Source organism: Xenorhabdus sp. XBWT, from assembly GCF_059072735.1.
In genome coordinates this window covers 76,432-97,713 of sequence record NZ_JCACRQ010000002.1, presented here as the reverse complement: position 1 = coordinate 97,713, position 21,282 = coordinate 76,432, and the positions used below count along the sequence as shown (strand labels likewise).

The following is a 21,282-nucleotide window of genomic DNA, read 5'->3' as shown; positions in this document are numbered from 1 at the left end:
CTGATCCTGCGCTTACGGCAGAATAATATTGATCTAGAATGTACATGCGTTATAATCCTCCACAGGCCGCAGCCTGATTTGTGATCCCCTGATATCTGTCTCTTCCGCCAAGATGTAGTCAGATTTCAGGGGATTTTGCATATAAGGCCCGCCAATTTCGCTACCTTATGTACCCTGAGCATTTAAGGATATGCTCTATCCAATCACAGAAAGCAGACTAATGCTTTCCACGTTTTAATTCCTTATGTGCCATATCAAATTTTGAAAAATTAAGCACGATGGTTGCAAATACTACCGTATTTTTGATTACTTGCAACAAATGGATCGTTAAGGATTTTTCTTTTGAACAATATCTCGTTTATCAATCCTAACAGTAGACTAATTGACATTTTCCACTACTCCGCCACTTATAGTCAAGAAATCTAAAACAAATAAATCAGATCAAAAAGCAATCAATCCAGTGAAGATCAAGATAAAAAATCATCTATTTGCTCTTTAACCTACCAAGTTAAGCTCAAAAAGCAATCAAGTGAAAAACGATTAACAAAAGTTAATTATTCTGTATTTTTATTACCACCATTTAATTGATCTGCCTAAGCCACATTTTAAAGGCATTTAAATCTCTAAATTAACTTAAACAGAGCTTAATAACTGTTTTAAGTGATTTTACGAAATTTATAATTTCAATAAATCATTTTACAACACATTAAATAGCAAATACTATTCTATACGTAAATAAACACATGTTGGCTCGGATAGTAAATTCGTTAATTTCTACGCTTCAATACAGTGTCTAATTACTTTAGCCCGGACTGTACCTGATATTTAAAACTGTCGGATACATTCCAGGCTAAAGTGCAGTCATCGTTACGGAGAAATCAATGCTTGTCTCCTAACATTCAATGCTCGTTAGTTGTGCCTTTTGGGTGCAATTTTGGCGGAGCTTACCCACCATACAATACTGCGCTTTATTATTCTTCTTCAAATACTCTTCTTCAGCTCATCATCGAGGGACATCATGGAACGCTGGTATCTCGCTTGTCATAAAGCCGGTAAAGACAACATATTCAAAGCCCAGATGAGTCTGGAACGAATGAATGTTATGGCTTTTAGCCCCGTAATTCGTAGTCGTCGGCCACGAGCAGATAGACCAGGTCAATTCCGACAAGTAATGGAACAACTCTTTCCAGGGTATCTGTTTATTTTCTTTGATCCTGAAATACAACATACGTCAAAGATCGAACTTTGCCCCGGTATAAGCCATCTGGTTCGTTTCACTGGCGAAATAACTCCTATCCGTGATTCAGTCGTAGATGAAATTATGCAATTACCCGTTTGTAGCCAAGCATTTCGCACTAATCATCCAGGTAAAAATAATTGGGGAAGAAAAATAACACCATTGAATAATCAACAAAGAAAGCAAATTCAATCTCTCGTTGAGGAAAATAATGGATTAACCCGTAATGCCATGTTCTTCGCATTTGCAGAAGCATTACGTTAATAGCCAAGATCACCCGCTTACAAACTTCTGTATTACTCTATTGCCAGTGAAAAATTTAATTAGAACGATTCTGCCACTATGAGAAGTGGCACTATGTTTCTCACACTAATACCCCTCTTTCCAATTTTCCTATGAACTGTCAGCGCATACTGACTTTTAACCTTCTAGTCATCTGGACGGTATTTCAATATTTACGCAACTGCGTAATCGAGGTGATTTTAATGATCCAAAGACAGTCAAAGAATTATTACTTGAGCGCTAATAACCATGTACTTCTTAACGAGCACGCTGTTAATTTAACACTCATGCTAAACCAACCTGTTTCTTGCCGAAATGTACTTGAAGCACTAGTCGAATTATTACCAACTTTAGACAGCACTGTGCTAGCCCAAAAAGTTCTAGATAGTGCCCAAACTCCCCGACGCAGACGGAACTCTACAAACGAGGGAAAGAAAAAATGAAAAAACTCATCACTATCACCTTAGCGCCGGTGATGTTGAATGGGTGTGCAGGAACGGTGCAAACTCCTCCTCCTCCTGTTCCAGCCCAAAAGTTTGTCACGACCCTAATTCAAGAACAATTTCCAATAATAAAACAAGCGCACAGCGAACTCGCTCAAGTCAGTCGAATACAACTTAAACCTAAAACTCCATCTGTTTCTTTAGCTAACAATAAAGTGACAAAGGGCACACCAAATATATCAGCATCTTCATCATTGACAGCAAGACCAGCGGCGGGATTGCAAGCTATGCGTTATATAGGCGTTCCCCCTAAACTACTTGTGCCGGCGAGCGCTGGAAAATCTGAAACTCTTAATCAAGCAGTTATGCTGATACTTCCTGTACACTGGCAACAAAATTATGGGAAAAACATCAAATCAGAATTACATGAATCATTACAATGGGAAAGTAATTCCCAATGGACTTATGTACTCAATCAGCTAATGATGAAGAAAGGCTTAATTGCTACAATAGATTGGACGACTAAACGGGTATCAATTTCAGACACAAAATCATCAGAGCAAAAGATCTCAACATCAACTGAAAAAGCCGCTGCAAAAGACCACACTTTACCGATTCAAAAAGCTAATCAAGAAACGTCTGGCAAAGCCCAGATGCTAAAAACTGTAATCGCACCTAAGCCTATAGTTCATCAAAAAGTATGGCGCATCGAAACCGGAAGTACCTTAAAAGACACTGTATTCAATTGGTCAGCCAATGAGAAATGCGCTACTCCGGGTATAAGCCATTGGACAGTAGCTTGGATAACCTCGGTCAATTATCGTATTGATGCACCTCTTCAATTTGAAGGTAGCTATCGTGATGCTCTTAACAGTTTGTTCACGTTATACGGTACAGCAAAAGTTCCTCTATACGCTGGTATTCGTAATGAACAATGCGTTCTGAGCGTTGATGATAAGGAGGTTCATTAATGTTTTACTGGTTGTTGTCTTTCTTTATTGGTTTTCTCGTAATAGGGGATATTTCAAACAATCTTCCTGCGGAGTTTCAACGACAAGAGAGCAATCTTAACCAGCGTGCAATTCAAACTGTACGTTACATTAATGAGATAAATGATTGGCGTTATAGAAATCCGACTCAAACCGAAGGGACTATCCCTGATAGCAGCTTAAGTTGGGTGACTGTCCCACAATTACACAATGTATTACAAGCCAATCGCATATTTGTATATCAAGAAAATCAACCCGGCTTAATGGCGGCATTACAAACTCAAACAAACAATTCAGCATTAGTTGGTAAAGTTATTAACCGCCGTTTAATTGACAATTTGGGTAATGATATGCAAATCACTGTCCCTACCATTATTGCCGATGGCAGTTTAGTATACTTAAACTAACTTCGAATCTTGTTCCTGCCTTCTTCATTCTAATTCAGAGAACCCTATGAAAAATCGACTTTCCCTGACAGGGATAGCGGCAGCTTTGTGCCTGCTGTTATCCGGTTGTGCGCCATTGGAGCGTATAGACAAAATTGATAACAAAGTAATGTCAGATGAAAAACAAATTGATAAGAACTTACAGACAATAAAAAATGGCTCCGTCGTTCGCAATCTGACGACACAGTGGATCAATCCTTATCCTATAAACGCACAATCAGACGGTAATACACCGATCCCACCTTGTGCTGTTTCAATCAATCGCCCTGGCAATATTACCTTAGCTGAGGTCAGTGCTTTTATTAGTAAACAGTGCCATTTATCAGTAATAGTAACCCCTGACGCCAGAGCCATGCTTACACCAAAAAGCAGTGGTAAAACTGAGCGTATTAGTGGTCCAATACCAGTACCTGATCCAAATGGAATACTACCTCTTTCAATAATTGGGGGAGAAAGTTCTCAACCAATTCAGTCCACTCATGATTCTTCTTCTCTTCGTAGTTTATTTTGGCAAGGTGAGTTAGGAGGGATGTTAGATAATGTCACAACTCGGCTTGGTTTATCCTGGCGTTACGAACAAGGTCGAATTACTATTTTTTACTTGGATACACGCACCTTCCCTGTAAATTTTATGGATAGTAAAGCAGCCTTTGGATCTAAAACTGTTAGTGGAACAACATCATCAGTAGGAGCCACCGGTGATGGTGGTAATGGCGGGCTAAGTGGTGATTCAAATACATCTCAATCTACAGAGATGGAAATTAAATCCAATCTATATGAAGACATCGCCAACACAATAAAATCGATGTTAACACCAAGTGTAGGCCGAATGCATATGTCTGCCGGTGTACTCGTGGTCACGGATACACCAAGAGTACTAGAACAAATCGGTCGTTATTTAGATGATCGTAACAAGCAATTAAACCGGCAAGTTGTGCTGAATGTTCAAGTATATAGTGTTGAAAAACGCCAACAAGACCAGCTAGGTATCGATTGGAAATCCATACTTAATACAAACAGTGTCGGAATGTCCTTAAGCAATGCATTTACTGGTGCAGCTTCCGGATCTTTAAGTGGCGGCATCTCTATTCTGGATGGTAAAGGCGAAGGTTCAACAGCATTTATTAAAGCACTTTCAGAACAGGCCAACGTCAGCGTAATGACCGAAGCCTCAAGCATGACCACAAACTTGTCAGCAGTGCCTATTCAGGTTGCATTACAACAAGACTATGCCTCAAGTGTTACAACTGAAAATACTCCTAACGTTGGTTCATCTAGTAGTATCACAAAATCAACCATTACCACCGGTTTCAACATGACTGTATTGCCATTTTTGATGCCTGACTCATCAAAGATGCAACTGCAGTTTGCTATCAATATGTCTGATGATCCTACGATGCGAACATTTACCAGTGAAAAAACATCGGTAGAACTCATGAGAACTCGTCTCAAAACTTTTACTCAACGAGTGATCATGAAATCAGGTCAAACTTTGATATTGAGTGGTTATCAGTCATTGAGTAATACAGCTAATCGCCAAGGAGTAGGAAGTTTCCGCTTCTTCGGGTTAGGTGGAGGGAGTAAAGGTGAAGACAGTAAAACTATGTTAGTCATTCTCATTACACCAGTTATTTTGGGGTAAAATATGACTCAACAAAACATACCAACATACTACCTGTTACAAACAGACAATGCTTGGTTAATAGCTGGTCTACAATGGCAGTACTTATCTATACGCGGGCGGAGAAACATGCGCCTACGTGCTAAAGAAAAGAAAGCTAATTATTGGTCAGCACGAGCAGCCGGAGATAGCCAAGCACAAGGAACATTATTGGGTACAGTGAATATCACTGATACACAACCCATAAAAAAAAGTGGCCATATCCTTTCATCCATGGCACTCACTGTTCTACCTAATTTACCAGACAATTGTTACGCTGTTTTTCAGCTTTCTGATGAGCGATATTGGTTTATCGCAGTCATTGACAAAAAACTATCCTCGCTTGGTGATGTAGTTGGTGACAAAAGTTCTATTTTGGCGGCAGTAAAAATATTTCTACAAGTAACTCCACCGCCCGAGAATGGGTGGTCAATATATGCACCCTCTAATTTTTTCCACGACATACTTGCAGAAGAATTAGAACTCTCCCCGTTACTCACCAATAAAATCAACATTCGTCGGGCTCGTCTTTATAAAACACATAATCAGCAATCATTGTGGATTTTAGGGAGTACTGCGCTCATTTTATGTGGGGGATACTTCGTCAACAATGCTTGGCAAGTCCATCAATCACAAATGCGCATTGAGGCAGCTCAAGCTGCTCTATTAGCACAGCAGGCTAGCAGAGAAAATCAGCAGAAAATAACCGACAATCTGAAACCATGGAGTTCACTTCCTTCATTTCCCGACATGATGGAAGCCTGTAGCAAAGTTTGGGAAAAAGCCCCTATATCTATAGCTGGATGGATTTTCGACTCAAGCACTTGCAACAATTCAGGGAGCATTACACTGAATTATTCATTGCCACGCGGGGGAACAATAGGTGATTTTACTGTCCGACTTCCTTTGTTCTATAGCGAAATAAAATCAACTTTCAACATACTTGGAGGAGCGAACTCAGCATCATTCACACTGCCATTTTCTCTTGTTCCGCCAGCACACCCTGAATCTTTATTATCCGGGGATCAACAAATCCAAAATTTAACCAGCTATGCGCAACGCATTAACGCGCAACTAAGACTAAGTGAAAGTACCGTCACAATTCAGCCAAACCCAGATGAAGCTAATAACGTGCCGTTTCAGTTTCGCACCTATAATTTTGAATTTATCACTGATATACCTCCGGATCGATTGTTTGCACATTCCCGTTTTAATAGCAATGGGATTAGAGCAATGAGCATAAGGACGTTGCTTAAAAACAACCGATTGGAATACAACATTGAAGGAGTTCTGTATGCAGAACATTAAAATCTGGCTATTAAGTATGGTGCTGATAACTCCAGCAGTGAATGCAACCCCAGATACTGATTCACCATCTTCATCAACAGTTATCAGTGAGCCCACAGAATCCTCTATAACCACACCGACTCAAACTTTAACAACATTCAACCGAACAGAAGCTGGCCGCGCTTTAAATTTGGGGCAGCTTGAATCAATTCAAGCTGAGACTGTTCTTTACGAAGCTCAATTAGCCCGAGCCAAGGCTTTCAGCGAACTACAAAAAAATGGTTATGACCGTTCGTTTGAACTTCCATTTAATCCTGTTTCACCAATACAAGACAGTAATCAAACAGATATTAAGGGAGCAACTCAAGGCACAACCCTACCACAGGTGATTGAAATTTCTGGCAAAGGAAAAAATTTCACCGCATTACTTACTTTAAATAATGGTAATCAGATCACCATCCAGACAGGAAGCCAAATACCGGGTACTGACTATGTTGTTCGCCGTATTAATATCAACGAAGTCATAATAACAGCGCCTAATAAGTCACTAATTTCTCTATCTTTCGCGAGGTAACAATAATGTCCATTGGATATGGTGGAGAACATTTTTACCTAGACAAATCAAATCCAGAACAACCTGTAATTTATGTATCTGAGAGTCATAGAGGTGATCACCGGCTACAATCAACACTTGCTGAAAAGCGCAATAATTATCCAAATTTACTCATTGAGCTAGTTCAACTCGATACACTCAAAGAAATTCAACAAAAACAACCAGTAAAGAATGATAAAGCATCTACTCCTCAAGCAAGAGTCATTGAATACTTTCGAAAAGCGAAGGAATTAGGGGCCAGTGATATCCATTTTCTGATTGGTATGAATAAGATCACCTTAGTACAATTTCGTATACATGGAGACTTAGAAACAATCGACAAATTGGATGAAGATGAAGGTAAAACACTGGCATCCACAATAGTAATGTCCATGTGCGATGTAGCAGAAAAAAGTTTCAATGCAAACAGACCACAAGATGCCCGTATACGTAAAGAATTTCTTCAAACTGCAAAATTATTTGGTGCGCGTTACGCGCATACTCCAGCAGAATTCGGCCTTTATGTAGTCATGCGCGTATTGCCTGATGAAGGGAAGGCACCTCCAACACTTGATGAGCTGGGCTTCCTACCTGAACAACAACTTCTAATTCGCCGTATGCTTTCAACACCAGAAGGAGTCGTCATTCTTTCTGGGCCTACAGGTTCGGGGAAAAGTACCTCCTTACGAACTTTCAGTGAGATCTATCTTAGTTTCACTAACCATCGTAAGCGATTATTAACGTTAGAAGATCCTCCAGAAGGTCTTATTAGGGGCGCTGTCCAGACACCGATTATTGCCGATAAAAATAATCCTGAAATGGTCAGTCGAGCTTGGGTTAGGTCTATCTCAGCATCATTGCGGCTAGACCCTGATGCAATGATTGTCGGCGAAATGAGGGATTCTCACTCGGTGCAATCAGGACTAGCCGCAGCTAAATCAGGTCATCTTGTATTGACCACTCTACATGCTAACTGTTCTGTCGGTATTTTAGATAGATTGACAGATACACTGGATATTCCAATAGGACAAATTGCTGATCCTCAGGTGATGATTGGTCTAATATCACAACGGTTAGTACAGCTACTTTGCCCTCACTGCAAAAAATCCTGGCAAGACGTCGAGGAAACCTTGGAACCAGAAAAAAAGGTTCTCTTAGAAAAATTCTGTGATACAGAAAAGCTATTCTTTCAAAATTCTTCAGGATGCGAACACTGCCACAAAGGTGTTACAGGACGTAAGGTTATTGCCGAAATTATTCGCCCTGATGCTAAATTTATGAGTATTTACCGAAACAAAGGCAAACTGGCCGCACGCAGTTATTGGGTTCATGAACTTGGTGGTATTACTCGTGGCCAACATTTACAGAAATACCTCCATGCAGGTTTAGTTGATCCTATCAAAGCTGATTACATTAGCCCATTAGATGAAGATAGCCTTACCTTGTTACCAAGGGAGGAAATATGAGACTTGATTTTTCAGCGTTAAGAAATCTTCTATCGGGTGTAGGTAAACAATCTGATAAGTTCTCAATCAACAATATTAATGACAGGTTGAGTCGTTGGTTGGCTCAAAAAACATTCACAACCTCAGACCGTTTAACGCTCTACGAAGATCTCGCATTCCTTCTGGATAACAATCTTCCTGTTGAGAAAGCCTTAAATGCAATGATCCTCAGTTATGGAACAAAACGCCCGCCTGTTGTTTTTTGTTTAGAAGATGCACTTTCTGCAATTAGTCAAGGAAAATCGGTTGATCAAGGATTGTCTGAATGGGTTCCCAGACAAGAAGCCGCCATTCTTAGTGCCGGTGCACAAGATGGTAACCTTGCTGCTGCACTCTACCGTGCAATTACCGTAGTACAGGGCATGGACGATATGAAATCTGCCCTCATGTCCACGCTAGCTTACCCAATGCTTTTATTGGGAACAACATTTGCCATGATGAAAATGGTAACCGTCTATTTCTTGCCGCGCCTAGAAACTCTATCAGGTAAAGAAAACTGGGGGGGAGCTTTATGGTGGCTAAACTCAATCTCTGAGTTTTTCGTTAATAACGCCCTTTTACTTGGTGCATTCATTCTATTAATTATCGGCTTTGTTACATGGTCCATGCCTAATTTAACAGGCAACGTTCGTAAACATATTCTTGATAAGATAATGCCTTGGAGTATTTATCGGGACGTCTTGGGAGTAGGATTTTTATTGAATTTTAGTGCCTTGATGAGAGCACAAGTAACAACTCAAGACACCATAAATATATTGAGTAATCATGCACAACCTTGGTTATTCGAGCGGTTAGCTGCCACTCAGAACCAAGTAAGCCAAGGTGATCATCTTGGAATAGCATTACGAAATACTGGTTTCGGATTTCCATCACCCCGTGCTATCGATAAATTGGCATTACTTACCGACGGTGATAACGCCGAAAACATTATCGATAATTTTGCACGAAACTGGCTTAAACAAACCGTTGCTAAAATCAAGAAAACAGCGAAATTACTTTCTAATATCGCATTAGGGACTAATGCTGGTTATATGATTCTCATTCTTTTAGCAACTCAAGACCTCAACAACCTAGTTGGCACTCACTAGTCCAACAATCTCACTTCTACATACACTGGAAATAAAAAGGAAATAATATGAAGCTATCTATTAGTTCGCCTCGACGTGCCATTAATAAAGGTGCTATCACACTTCTTGAAGCATCTATCTATATTGTTTTGGCCCTAGTTGTGTTGGCTGTTGCCGTTACACAAGGAGGAGGATTATTTAACCGTAATGATGCTAGCACCGAATACAATAATGCCGCTGAAATATTAAACAACACCCGTGCAATGACAAAAACATCAGGTACATACAATTTTAGCACCGCAGATGCAATGACAGGGGCTCTAATCCAGTTCGGTGGCGCTCCTGCTAATATGACAATAGTGGGAACCAAATCATCTGGCACTGCAAAATTACAAAACTTATGGGGAGGAGCTGTCACCGTTCAACCTGTAACATCAGCCGGTGGCCAAAAGTCCAGCTTTTCTATGACCTACGCTTCTGTTCCTCAGGAGGCCTGTATCACTCTCGCAACTAAATTAAGTGCAGCTCCTTCTATTGTAATTACGCAAGTAAACGGAAAATCCACTAACGGCCCAATAGCAGCAAATGCCATTGGCGCTCAATGTACTCCTGATAATGGTTCTGCTGGGCAAAATACACTGATATTCACCAGTAATACCTGATCCTCCTTGCCGATAGCAAAATTCTATCGGCATCATTTCATCGGAGTGCATTAACATGCTATGTGCTGTACGACGGTTCATGATATTAATTGTATTCACAGGAATGGTACTGTTATTTATGCCAATACATGCTCAAGCATTCTGTTTTAACGAAGCTGGAGCTCGCTACAAAGTAGATCCTTTATTACTACGTTCAATAGCTACTGTGGAAAGTAATCTTAGCCCTAGCGCTATCGGGAAAAACCGTAACAAAGCAGGTCGTATAACTAGTCGTGATTACGGACTCATGCAAATAAATGAAATACATATACCTCAGCTACAAGCTCTAGGCATTATTAATGATAAACAAGAGTTACTAAATAATACCTGTCTCAATGTTCAAATAGGGGCTTGGGTATTAGCCAAACACCTTAAAAAATGCGGAGTGAATTGGGAATGCTTAGGCTCTTATAATGCAGGGTTTGCTGATAATAACAGTAGCCGGAGGATGATTTACGCTCGCAAAGTGTATTCCGTTTACCTAAATCTTTATGGAGGAGCTAATTAAATTGGTCAATTTAATTATTTGGTCCTCACTCTGTATTGCTATCCCTCTATTTATAACATTAGTTGCACTAATACTGGTTGTCCCGGCCAAATTGTTTATACGAACACACCACGGTTTCCCTCTGACACGTTTACAAATAAATAGCGTTGTAATTGCTTTCACATTTGCCAGTACTTCACTACTTATAATGGGATTACTTTCTAATGTGAATCCAATAGGAATAATAAAATGTTGGGTATTATTAGCTTGGGGGATACCACTGGTTCTTCTTGATATACGAAACTTTTGGTTGCCTTTTAGCTTTACCACCGGATTTTGGTTGACCGGTATACTATTTTCTTTGCTACCAGATAACACTATTCAATTTGCAGAATCCGTTATTAGCAGCAGCGTCATGTTTGCTTTCATGCGGTTCTTTCATTACTGCGTTAACAGAAAACACGCCGAAGAAAGATTCGGGTTAGGTGACGTACATTTAATTGCAGCTCTTTGTGCCTGGATTCCGTGGCAGCAAGCCAATCTATTATGTGGTATTGCATTTATTATGTTTATTGCTGGCGCACTTATTACTAAAAAGCATGCTCAGCCGTATGCTCCTTGGTTGTTCGCACTTCTTGTTATCTTGGCCACGTTCCTTCCCCTGCAAACCATACAAGGTGTTTTATGACAGACTATACAGTCCAATCCTCTATTAATCGGGGGTTATCATTAGTTTCCTTGGCGTTGGTTTTGGCCATCGTATTACTCGCAGCCCCTATAGGGATGCAAAAATATGCTGATTATACTGATCAGCGAACTTGGAATGTGACCGCAGAACATCTCACAATTGTTAGCCAAGGTAGTCGGCGGTACATAAAGGACAACTACAGAATTCTGCTAAATCAAGTAAAAGATGGGAAACCTAAATCCATATCAGGTCAAGAACTGCGTGATAAAGGGTATCTACCCCATGGATTTTCTTTAGCGAATAATAATAATCAGACCTACGTCCTATCTGTAGCCAAAAACCCAGCAAAAAAAGAGAGCATGGTTGCATTTATTCTCACTACTGGAGGTAGTGAAATTCCATTCAAAGGGTTGCGTTTTATTTCCACAGGAATAACAGGACTCGGCGGCTATATTTACCCTGATAATATTGCGAACGGCGCAGGCGGAGGCTGGCAAGTGAATTTATCTAATTTCGGCCTCAAAGGTCAGAGTGGCCACATTGTCTCTTATCTGTCCTCCGAAGTATTAGGTACAGACGCAGAAGAAAGAGATCGTCTTTATCGTTTTAAAGTTAATGGCAGACCAGATTTGAATCGGATGCATACGTCAATTGATTTAAATAATAATGACATTAACAACGGTGGGAAAATTAATGCCCAGAAAGGTAATTTTAATGATGATTTGACTGTAAATAACGATATCAAAAGCAATAATGGATGGATAATCACACATGGTAATAAAGGCTGGATGAATGGCACTCATGATGGCGGTTTTTATATGTCGGATGGAAACTGGATTCGAAGTTGGAAGGACAAAGGTATTTATACTGGCGGCCAAGTCAAAGCGGGCAGTATTGAATCCGATGGCAAAATTCATTCTAAGGGACGAATTTCGACTGATGAATTTTTACAGTTAGGTGTAGCACAAGTTAATAAAAGCTGTAATTCCAACGGCCTTGTCGGTAGGGATTCCGATGGCAATATACTTTCCTGTAAATCTGGAACTTGGCAGTCTACATCACAACTCAACGATGCAGTTTTCTTCTCAAAATCTGCATGGGATGGCGAAACCGTAAATCTTGGAAAACATAAATTTTGTGCGCTTCATCGCGCAGTTTATGATTATACCAACTATCGTGGTTGCCTTGTGTCTCGAAACAACAATGGAGACTGGATATTACAGTCTATAGTCGGTGGTAATGGAGAGGCCAGCTGTGCCGCCGCCTGTATTTAGAGAGAAATAGATCTTAGCAAGAATAACCTACACTAACAATCATTGGTTACTGGAAGTAATCCCTTCAAAAACAATCTCTTCCTTTCTACTTTTATCTGGAACAACTCCAACCTCTACTTGCATATGCAGTAAAATAGGAATACTTCAATGATGAATCGACTGATTATCTTTATTACTTTATCTGTGATATTAGCCGGATGTCAGCAAAAACAAATAGTTTCTCAACACCAAACACCATCTTCACTAACTATCTCAATCCAGCAATTGCAAAAACTGCGTCAGGAATTACACCAAAAAGGGGTTTTAGAAAAAACTAATACTCAGTTCCCTACAAAAATTAACTCTAACTCTCAACTCATTACCGTAAATTGGAGTGGAGATGCTATTGAACTTCTCAGTCAACTTGCTCACCAACGCGGTTTAACATTCGCTTATATCGGTGTTCGATTGCCACTCCCTATCACTGTCAATGAAGAAAACATCTCTTTTGAGCATTTATTGCGTGTCATTAGCACCCAAATAGATTGGAGAGCCAGACTAGAACAAAATCCCGTTGAGTTGCGTCTTTACTTTATGCTGCCGCTGAAAAAAGGAATATTAGCATGACACTAAAAGCACTGCCCCTGTGTCTAGCACTTGTTGCCATGCCAACAATTGGGGCGACAATGGGTACTGCACCACCTGATATCAACGCTTACCTATATCCTCAATCAATTGATAAATATGGTGTGAATGATACGTTATGGCAATTATTGAATGATGCTGGCCAAACAGTTGGATTTAGAGGAGGAAAAGCTCAACGAGCTTGGGAACTACAACAAGAGTTGAATAACCAAAATGATATCCTCAACCGTCTCTATGAGTTTGCTCCATTAATAAACCGACAAGGTTGGTTACCTCCTGTCATAGTAGTATCGGAAGATTTAGCACACATTACCGATAAACAAATTCGCACAGCGAACAAAGTCTACAACATCTTAGTACCAGAACGTTTCGTCAGTAACCCCCCAACTTGGCGACAATATTTACTCTCAGGGCTCACTATCAGTATTGATGTTTCCTCAGAAATAAAACCTAAAAACAGCGCTGAAGAAAAAGTATGGCGTGAAGCGATTAGAAAAGGTTGGCAAGATGGACGTGAAAGTGCAGACCGTGTTTTAGAAAGTAATTTCCATCGATTAACCCGAGATTATGCCGGAATGGTACGTTATTCAACGTTGATTCAACAAGGCATGATCTCACCACCAGTAATCAGCGAAGAACTCCAGTCTGTTACCGGTTCTCGTGACAAATTGATGATAGGCGATAAGGTTCGGGATCTGAAACAACGTGCCGGATTCGAACTGGATAAAAAACGCTGGAAACCTGTTATTACCAACTCTCAGAAGTAACTCACAGGACGAACAATGACTCCTTTAACACACTACGATTTCAGTCGAGGTGGGTTGAACGCTGATAATCTACGAGGCTTCTTTGTTCATTGCTACCGTCACGGTGTATCTGATATCCATATACAAAGTGGTAATCCTCTCATTGCAGATCACTATGGCCGCAAAGTCATTTTAAGCCAATTTAGATTAGAACATTCCAATCTGATACGACTCATTGATGAAATTTATTCTCCTGAAATAAAAGCACAAATACAAAGCGGAAATGGTGTTGACAGAGCTCTACAGCTGGAAGGTGACAGTAACGGTCGATATCAATTAGCTCGAGGTGAGCGCGTCAGATTCCGTTCTAACTTCATACAAGGCACAATTGGTAACCTCAATACTGCAATCGCCCTAACACTCCGAGTTATTCCCTCTTTAATTCCAACACTTGATAGTCTGGACTTAGAAGAAGATCTGCAAAAAAGTCTTCTACCTCTGAACGGCCTTGGATTAGTTTGTGGTGAAACAGGCTCTGGAAAATCAACACTTTTAGCATCGACCTATCAGCATTACGGGGAAACACATCCTGACGGGAAAGTTGTGACTTATGAAGATCCCGTTGAGTATTTACTTGGTGGGCCTAAGTGGGTTTTACAGCCTCAACAATGCCAAATAGGTCGGGATGTTAAGAGTTTTGCCGATGGATTGCGCTTATCATTGCGCCAAGCACCAACTGTTATTGGTATCGGAGAAATTCGTGACTTAGAAACATTGCAAGCAGCAATGACATGTGCGCAATTCGGTCAGTTAGCACTCAGTACCCTTCACGCTTTTTCGCCTGGTCATGCATTTTCACGTTGTTGCATCATGGCTCCCGAAGATTCCCGAGAACAAATTGCATTCGATTTACTCAATGCTCTTCGTTATATCGTTGTGCAACGTTTGATACCAACTACAGACGGAAAACGCACGGCAGTACGCGAATACGTAATATTTGACGACGAATGGCGGAGATCATTATCTCAACACCACTACACTCGCTGGCCTGAAATGATTAACTCAAGTTTACGCGACAGTAATAGCCGAATTGTTGATCGGACATGGCAATTGTTCGTCAACAATCACATTGATGCACAAACTGCAGAGAAAATCATGGGATGGCGGGAATTTTCGGATAAACAAAAGGCTGCATAATGAAAAATGATTACAGTGATTGGTTAGATGCGGGAAGACCAGTCACCATTTATGGCATTCCCGTTTTAGCCTTTCTAGTTTTTCTATTGTTATTCATATGGCCAACGCAAATTACCTTTTTCATCTGCTGTTCTCTGATCATTTTATACAAGGTACTCGCCATATTCGGTTACACCCCAGCTGTGTTATTCCAGAGGGTTCACCACTGGCTACGTGGAAGAAAAATCACGGGACGTCCTTGGTGGTATCGAAAATTCTTTGAATAGGACATGTAATGAAAGCAACTGAACCTACCTATCTAGTAATTCCTATAGAACAACTTCCAGAAGCAAAAAGAACAGCTGGAAAACTGGAAAATGGCCAAAATGCTCTAGAATTCGATGTCAAAAGAAGACTGTGGTTAGCTCGTACTGGGGCAGATCTTGATAAATTATCGAAATGGCATGTAGACACCACGTTAGTTGCAGAAAGTGATCCTAGACAAGATTTTGGAGACTTCATTCGTGCACATGGAGGCGAACTAAAAGGCGATCCTGTCATGAATGGAAAAATACAACGAATTAGTATGTTTGATGATAAAAAGGGGGCAAAATCAGGTGTCTATGTAGGACATGAAGATGGTTTCCCAAACGGATGGTTTACTAACCATCGCGGTGATCAAGAGCGAAAGACATGGTCCCCAAAATCAGCTAGGCCTGACCCTACAACACTCGCACACCAAAGAGCCATCGCTGCTCAGGAACAGTTAGTTCGAGACAGAGAAAAACGTATTCAACAAAACTACAAATCCAAAGAAGTTACTGCTCTGTATAACAAACTCTCTCAGGCTGGACACAATCATCCTTATCTATTACGTAAAGGAGTCAAGGCTGAAAAAGGGGTATATCAGGACACCAAAAATAGTCTAATTATCCCTCTTTCAAATGTCGAGGGTAATATCCGAACACTACAAACTATCTACCCTGACGGAAATAAACGCCTCACAACAGGTGGAGAAAAAGAAGGTAATTTCTTTGTAGTTGGCGGCACCTTAAAAAATGGCTCGCCTATCATATTTGCCGAAGGCTATTCAACCGCAGCAAGTGCTGCAATGGCGATTCAGCATCCGGTAGTTATGGCCGTTGACTCCGGTAACTTAGTTAAAGTTGCTCAAGCTATACATGAACGTTATCCCGACAGCCCAAAATGGTTTCTAGCCGATGATGATATCCCAAAACCTACACGCCCCGGTAATCCAGGCAGGGAAAAAGCATCTCAAGCCGCTGAATTAACTGGGGGGCATTATATTCTTCCCGCATTTACGGACGAAGAACGCCAAAAAGGTCTTACAGATTTTAATGATCTTCATAAATCTAGAGGGATTAATGCTCTAAAACATCAGTTGCAGCCTGTAATTACTGCTATACAAGCCTCTTCTCGCATGGAGCCAATAAAAATGGTTGATACCCCGACAGAAAACCAATCCGAATCAACAAAAATACAGAACGAAATATTAGAATCAGATAATTCAGAATCCCCTCCAAACATTGATATTGCGCCTGAGTCTTCCATCTCCAACGATGATTATGCAGATTATAGCCACATCATCGAAAATGTTATGGAACAGGAACAGCAAGAACACCAATTCGAAAACATCGCATCTGAATTGCCAAAACAAGATGTCTCTGAATCTTCTGAAATGTTAGAGCCGGCAACAGCTGAACTGGTTCCAAATGAGCATGACGCGCCAATTAACGGCGAAAATATTGCAAATATTGCAAATATTGCACCACAAGAAACGCCCCTTGGTGAAAATGAACCATCCAATGTTGTTAGTGAGTTAGTGTCTGCAGACAACAAGCAGGACGTACCACAAACTACTCCAACGGAAATTCAACAAGCCCAGAACGTAGAAACAACAGAGGTTACTGGAGCATCTGAACAACTGCAGCCCGAACTGTATCTCGAGAAAGAAAAAATTGAAGCGGCAGATGAAGACGCTAAAGAATGGTTGAATTCTCGCCGACCTTCAATCGAAGAAATGATATCGGAAGATAAAGCACATTCTCACAATATAATACGGGATTCAAAAATAACAGGTTTGAAAAACCAAGAAACGACAGCTGCAGAGTTAGCAAAAGAAGAGGAAAAATTAGCAACTAATGTAGAACCAGTAAAACAGAATGAACAGTTAGAAAATGCGATTCTTATCGAAACATCACTCCAATTAGCACCAATAGACCTTGATGCTTTAATGCAACAAATCACACATGAAATAGCCAATGATGGCCGTTCTGTAAAATATCTGCTCAGTGGTGAAGATGCATTTGTTGACCATAGTAATCGTATCGTGATGGCAACTGATCAATCTAGTAAAAATGATTCTATGATACTTGCCGCCCTTCTTGTCGCACGGGAGCATTATCGCAGTCGTATCGAATTGACTGGCAGTGATGAATTCAAACAACGAGCCATTAATCTCATCGCAGAATATAACCTCGATGTAAAAATGAAGAATCCGCAGCAACAACTAATGCTGGACGAAGCAATAAAGAACCTTGCTGACGAACCTACTCCAAACGATACACCGATCCCAGTAGGTAGCCCGGTTGCTAGTATTGTTACTGAACCCAACGAAAAATCAGAACCCGTTTCGACTGTTCCATCATCTGGATTATCGCCAGAGTTGCCACTTGAGTTACGCCCAAGTGAACCTTCCCAGGAAAATCTTCAAGATGCCAGCCACAAAACTATTGTTCCATCATCAGAATTACTAGCAGAAATACCACCTGAACTACGCCCGGCAGTTCTTACTCAAGCTCCCCCACAGAATGCCAGCCGTAAAGAAAGTCAGGCTGGTATCACCGGAACTATATTGGGCTATGGTCCTGCCAAATATAATTTTGACCCTTCTGAAAGTAAAAGCTATTACGTGCACCTACGAACTGCACAAGGTGAACGATATATCTGGGGTAAAGACTTAATGAAAGTCATGCCTGAAAGTGGATTAAGTAAAGATGATGTTGCCACGCTTAAATGGCTTGGCAGTGAAGAAGTCACTGTGTTGGCCAAAGTAAAAGACGATCAAGGAAAAGTTGTAGTCGAAAATGGGGTAGAAAAAACACATCAAATTACTACTCATCGTAACCGGTGGGAAATAGCTTCGGCGATTGATTCTAATCTGCTTGTCAGTAATGAGCGCCAATCAGCCCCCCCTGCCAGTCTTATGGCCTATGATATGAATCACTTTAAATCCATACAAGAACAAGTAATTCAGCTGGCTACAAAAGCAGGCGTAACTGTGCCAGACCTACCATCACCAGCAAATGATCTACTGTGGTTTAAATCTAATGGTGAAGGTTCACAGCCTCCGGCAATACGCCCAACCGATATGAAATTACCTGCCCACACTCAAGATGCAGGAACCGTACTTATGAAAGCCATGAATAGTGAAGATCAGCTTAAATTGCTTCTGGTGAAAGGACTGGGCGAATACATACAAGGTGTAGTTCATTATCAAGGTGAATACCATTCCGTTTTAGGGAAGCTGTGCACTCGAGAAAATGGCAGTTGTTATTTATCACTCAATTCAATAACTCCTGATGGCCCAAAAGTCATTGGTTATGGAAATGCGGTCAATCATGAAGCCGGTGCCAATAACGCCTTTGTATTCAGATTAAAAAATGAAAAAGAACATCTTTATGCCCCATTAGTTGATCCAGCAAAGTGTCCCCCGGATCTGCACAAACAACTCGGGTTTACGAATGACTACATTCCACCGTCGCAAACCTCGCAGACCCGGGAAGACATTGTGGAACATGTTGCTAAGCCTACTCCATCAACACCACGACCAGGGGCGTAAAGGAATCATCATGCGATTACACTATTTTATATTGGCCATGACTATGATCAGTTGTTTTTCGCTTCCTGCACAATCTGCAAATTGCCGTGCTGGGGCAGCGGCTCAAGCAGGGGCACAAGCAGGATATGAGCGAGCTAAAAAAGCAGCTGAATCTTGGTCGCAACGAGAAAACCAGATATCCAGAGAGCTGCAACAGTGTTTGGGAAGTATTAGTACTTCAATTACAGTACCTACATTCCCTGATTTGAGCGGAGTTCTAAATGGGATTAAAGATAGAATCTGCCGAGCAGCGCGCGATAAGATCCGGGATTATATTCCCAGTAAAATTGACCCTTGGGGAGATTTACCACCTATTTTAGGCGGCTCTATAAATACACCAGTGGGAAATTTACCTCCACTTGTGGGGAAAGACTCACGTTCAGTAGGGATGGATATAGGGAAAAGTTTTCCACAAAGCTCGTCATTAACTCAAAGAACCTCTGCAACACCAGCTCCGAAGCGTTCCGTTTCTGATTCTTCTGGTGATTCATATCTCTTCACTCGCTAGTTTCCTCCTTTGAGATTACCGAGAAAATATAAAATCTGGATATTCCATGAAAGAAAAAGAACAGGCTACTACTCCGGCAGCTGCGTCTGATCCGTATGCATCGGCTATTGCTCAGCATAACGCGAATCAACTTAATGTAGGATTTACACGTAAATTACTCACTGCCAATGTTTGGTTCGGCGCTAGCACTTTCGTAACAATGATAATAATCGGATGTCTGGTATACGCGGTATTACATCCTCCGGTGAAATATTTTGCGACCCAAGATGGAAGAGTAATCCCGTTACATCCAACAGATACACCAGCTTATAGTAATGCTGATGTAGTTGATTTTGGCAACCAAGTTATTCGAGAAGCTTTTACACTTGATTTTGTTAACTATCGTTCTCAGATGAATAACCTGATACCTCGTTTCTCTGACGATGGCTTTCAGAGCTACTACACCGCCTTAACTCAATCAAATATCTTATCCGCGATAAAAGACAAAAAAATGAATATGTCAGCAATGACATCTTCTGGTGTCGTCGTCAGCAAAGGAAAGTTAGAAAACGGTGCTTATGCTTGGAAAATTCAATATCCCACAAAATTAAAACTCGTTGGCCAAGTTAATTCCTTGCCTGAACAAAGCTTTGTTATCTCACTACTCATTCAACAAGTTGATCCTCGTTTGAAAAACGCAGGTTTAGAAGTTGGTCAGTTAATTACCTATGAGGCTCCATAATGTTAAAAACTCCACTATCTGGTTTAATCCTTCTGGCAACCTTTAGTAGTTACTCTGCGCAAGCAACTTCGGCACCTACAGCAGCTCAAACCTCTACAATTCAACAAGCACCGATTCCATCGGCAATGAACCCTGAACCTAATGCCCCATTGCCATCGCCGGCATTGTCTTATGCACTTAATCAAGTAGCTCCCTTGACACCAAAGGATGTTTCAGAATTACATCAAACATTTGATCAATTACAACGTAGTGAAAGCCGGGCTCCAGTGACTGCAGTACCACGCATTAGCTCACTCACAGTTAACTTATCTCCTGGTGCATCATTACCTTTGTTACGGACTCTTCCTAATTTTCCAAGCACCGTAACATTTACTGATGAAACAGGAGCACCATGGAATATCGGAGAACTTCCGGTTAACGGAAATCAGGCAGGTTTTGAGATCAAATACTTTCCGAAGAGCCCTGCAGCTATAACAGTTCAAGCTAAGCGTGCTTATGACACAGGCAGCGTCACTGTGTATCTTCAAGGGCTACCAGTTCCTATCGTGATTTCACTCTCTAGTGGAGAAGCCGATAACTCAAACAAAGCACAAATAACAGATAGCCGACTTGATTTGCGTATTCCTTTACGAGGCCCTGCTGCCAAACCACTCCCGATCACACGAGAGAAAATTAGTCTCGAAGATCCATTACTGCAGGCATTCTTAGATGGCATTCCTCCCAAAGAAGCTAAACGCCTTAAAACTGGCGGTGATGTACCAATGACCAGCGTTTGGCAAATGGGCGATGACCTCTATATCCGCTCCCGCCATATGATTAGGGACTCTTTTGTGTCTACGTCGTCCTCTGCTGACGGCACCCGTATTTGGAAACTACCTGTCACGCCAGAAGTCGTATTCTCAGTCCAAGGGCGTAATGCGACTCTCAATATCAATCTGGAGTAACTAC

At 41.0% G+C, this 21,282-nt stretch carries 20 protein-coding genes; all 20 read left to right on the top strand.

All coding sequences use genetic code 11. From position 1 onward, the window contains the following. Positions 1-1,018 precede the first annotated feature (1,018 nt). Positions 1,019-1,501: a transcription termination/antitermination NusG family protein gene (locus AC5JQI_RS19640; RefSeq protein ID WP_493914785.1), complete on the top strand. Its 483-nt coding sequence runs from the start codon at positions 1,019-1,021 to the stop codon at positions 1,499-1,501. 457 nt (positions 1,502-1,958) lie between these two features. Then, entirely contained in the window at positions 1,959-2,933 is a 975-nt protein-coding gene (locus AC5JQI_RS19635; protein ID WP_493914784.1) for a TcpQ domain-containing protein, read from the top strand. Then, entirely contained in the window at positions 2,933-3,358 is a 426-nt protein-coding gene (gene pilM, locus AC5JQI_RS19630; RefSeq protein WP_493914783.1) for a type IV pilus biogenesis protein PilM, read from the top strand. Before AC5JQI_RS19635 ends, pilM begins: the two co-directional genes overlap by 1 nt. Before the next feature lie 46 nt (positions 3,359-3,404). Further along, positions 3,405-5,039 (top strand): PilN family type IVB pilus formation outer membrane protein, encoded by a 1,635-nt coding sequence (pilN, locus tag AC5JQI_RS19625; protein ID WP_493914782.1) that lies wholly within the window; start codon positions 3,405-3,407, stop codon positions 5,037-5,039. Positions 5,040-5,042: 3 nt separating this feature from the next. Next, on the top strand, positions 5,043-6,365 hold the full coding sequence (gene pilO2, locus AC5JQI_RS19620; protein ID WP_493914781.1) for a type 4b pilus protein PilO2: 1,323 nt from the start codon (positions 5,043-5,045) through the stop codon (positions 6,363-6,365). Further along, the gene (gene pilP, locus AC5JQI_RS19615) at positions 6,352-6,918 is read left to right on the top strand and encodes a type IV pilus biogenesis protein PilP (RefSeq protein ID WP_493914780.1); all 567 of its coding nucleotides are present in this window, start codon (positions 6,352-6,354) and stop codon (positions 6,916-6,918) included. The genes pilO2 and pilP overlap by 14 nt, the downstream gene beginning before the upstream one ends. Before the next feature lie 5 nt (positions 6,919-6,923). Continuing rightward, on the top strand, positions 6,924-8,402 hold the full coding sequence (locus AC5JQI_RS19610; RefSeq protein ID WP_493914779.1) for a GspE/PulE family protein: 1,479 nt from the start codon (positions 6,924-6,926) through the stop codon (positions 8,400-8,402). After that, complete coding sequence (locus AC5JQI_RS19605) at positions 8,399-9,529, top strand: type II secretion system F family protein (protein WP_493914778.1); 1,131 nt, start codon at positions 8,399-8,401, stop codon at positions 9,527-9,529. Before AC5JQI_RS19610 ends, AC5JQI_RS19605 begins: the two co-directional genes overlap by 4 nt. A gap of 47 nt (positions 9,530-9,576) precedes the next feature. Then, on the top strand, positions 9,577-10,170 hold the full coding sequence (locus AC5JQI_RS19600; protein WP_493914777.1) for a type 4 pilus major pilin: 594 nt from the start codon (positions 9,577-9,579) through the stop codon (positions 10,168-10,170). A 118-nt stretch (positions 10,171-10,288) separates the two neighbouring features. Then, entirely contained in the window at positions 10,289-10,717 is a 429-nt protein-coding gene (locus tag AC5JQI_RS19595; RefSeq protein WP_493914776.1) for a lytic transglycosylase domain-containing protein, read from the top strand. A gap of 1 nt (position 10,718) precedes the next feature. Beyond that, on the top strand, positions 10,719-11,384 hold the full coding sequence (locus AC5JQI_RS19590; protein ID WP_493914775.1) for a prepilin peptidase: 666 nt from the start codon (positions 10,719-10,721) through the stop codon (positions 11,382-11,384). After that, positions 11,381-12,658: a shufflon system plasmid conjugative transfer pilus tip adhesin PilV gene (gene pilV, locus AC5JQI_RS19585; RefSeq protein WP_493914774.1), complete on the top strand. Its 1,278-nt coding sequence runs from the start codon at positions 11,381-11,383 to the stop codon at positions 12,656-12,658. The genes AC5JQI_RS19590 and pilV overlap by 4 nt, the downstream gene beginning before the upstream one ends. Positions 12,659-12,805: 147 nt before the next feature. Continuing rightward, a complete protein-coding gene (locus AC5JQI_RS19580; protein ID WP_493914773.1) occupies positions 12,806-13,264 on the top strand; it encodes a DotD/TraH family lipoprotein in 459 nt (152 codons plus the stop codon). Further along, complete coding sequence (locus AC5JQI_RS19575) at positions 13,261-14,049, top strand: type IV secretory system conjugative DNA transfer family protein (RefSeq protein WP_493914772.1); 789 nt, start codon at positions 13,261-13,263, stop codon at positions 14,047-14,049. The genes AC5JQI_RS19580 and AC5JQI_RS19575 overlap by 4 nt, the downstream gene beginning before the upstream one ends. A gap of 15 nt (positions 14,050-14,064) precedes the next feature. Next, the gene (traJ, locus tag AC5JQI_RS19570; protein ID WP_493914771.1) at positions 14,065-15,225 is read left to right on the top strand and encodes a plasmid transfer ATPase TraJ; all 1,161 of its coding nucleotides are present in this window, start codon (positions 14,065-14,067) and stop codon (positions 15,223-15,225) included. After that, positions 15,225-15,491: an IcmT/TraK family protein gene (gene icmT, locus AC5JQI_RS19565; protein WP_493914770.1), complete on the top strand. Its 267-nt coding sequence runs from the start codon at positions 15,225-15,227 to the stop codon at positions 15,489-15,491. The genes traJ and icmT overlap by 1 nt, the downstream gene beginning before the upstream one ends. 8 nt (positions 15,492-15,499) lie before the next feature. Then, positions 15,500-19,066, top strand: coding sequence for an LPD7 domain-containing protein (locus tag AC5JQI_RS19560; RefSeq protein ID WP_493914769.1), 3,567 nt, complete (start codon positions 15,500-15,502; stop codon positions 19,064-19,066). A gap of 10 nt (positions 19,067-19,076) precedes the next feature. Further along, a complete protein-coding gene (locus tag AC5JQI_RS19555) occupies positions 19,077-19,613 on the top strand; it encodes a hypothetical protein (RefSeq protein WP_493914768.1) in 537 nt (178 codons plus the stop codon). A 46-nt stretch (positions 19,614-19,659) separates the two neighbouring features. Continuing rightward, a complete protein-coding gene (locus AC5JQI_RS19550) occupies positions 19,660-20,334 on the top strand; it encodes a DotI/IcmL/TraM family protein (RefSeq protein WP_493914767.1) in 675 nt (224 codons plus the stop codon). Next, a complete protein-coding gene (locus tag AC5JQI_RS19545) occupies positions 20,334-21,278 on the top strand; it encodes a DotH/IcmK family type IV secretion protein (protein WP_493914766.1) in 945 nt (314 codons plus the stop codon). The genes AC5JQI_RS19550 and AC5JQI_RS19545 overlap by 1 nt, the downstream gene beginning before the upstream one ends. Positions 21,279-21,282: the final 4 nt, after the last annotated feature.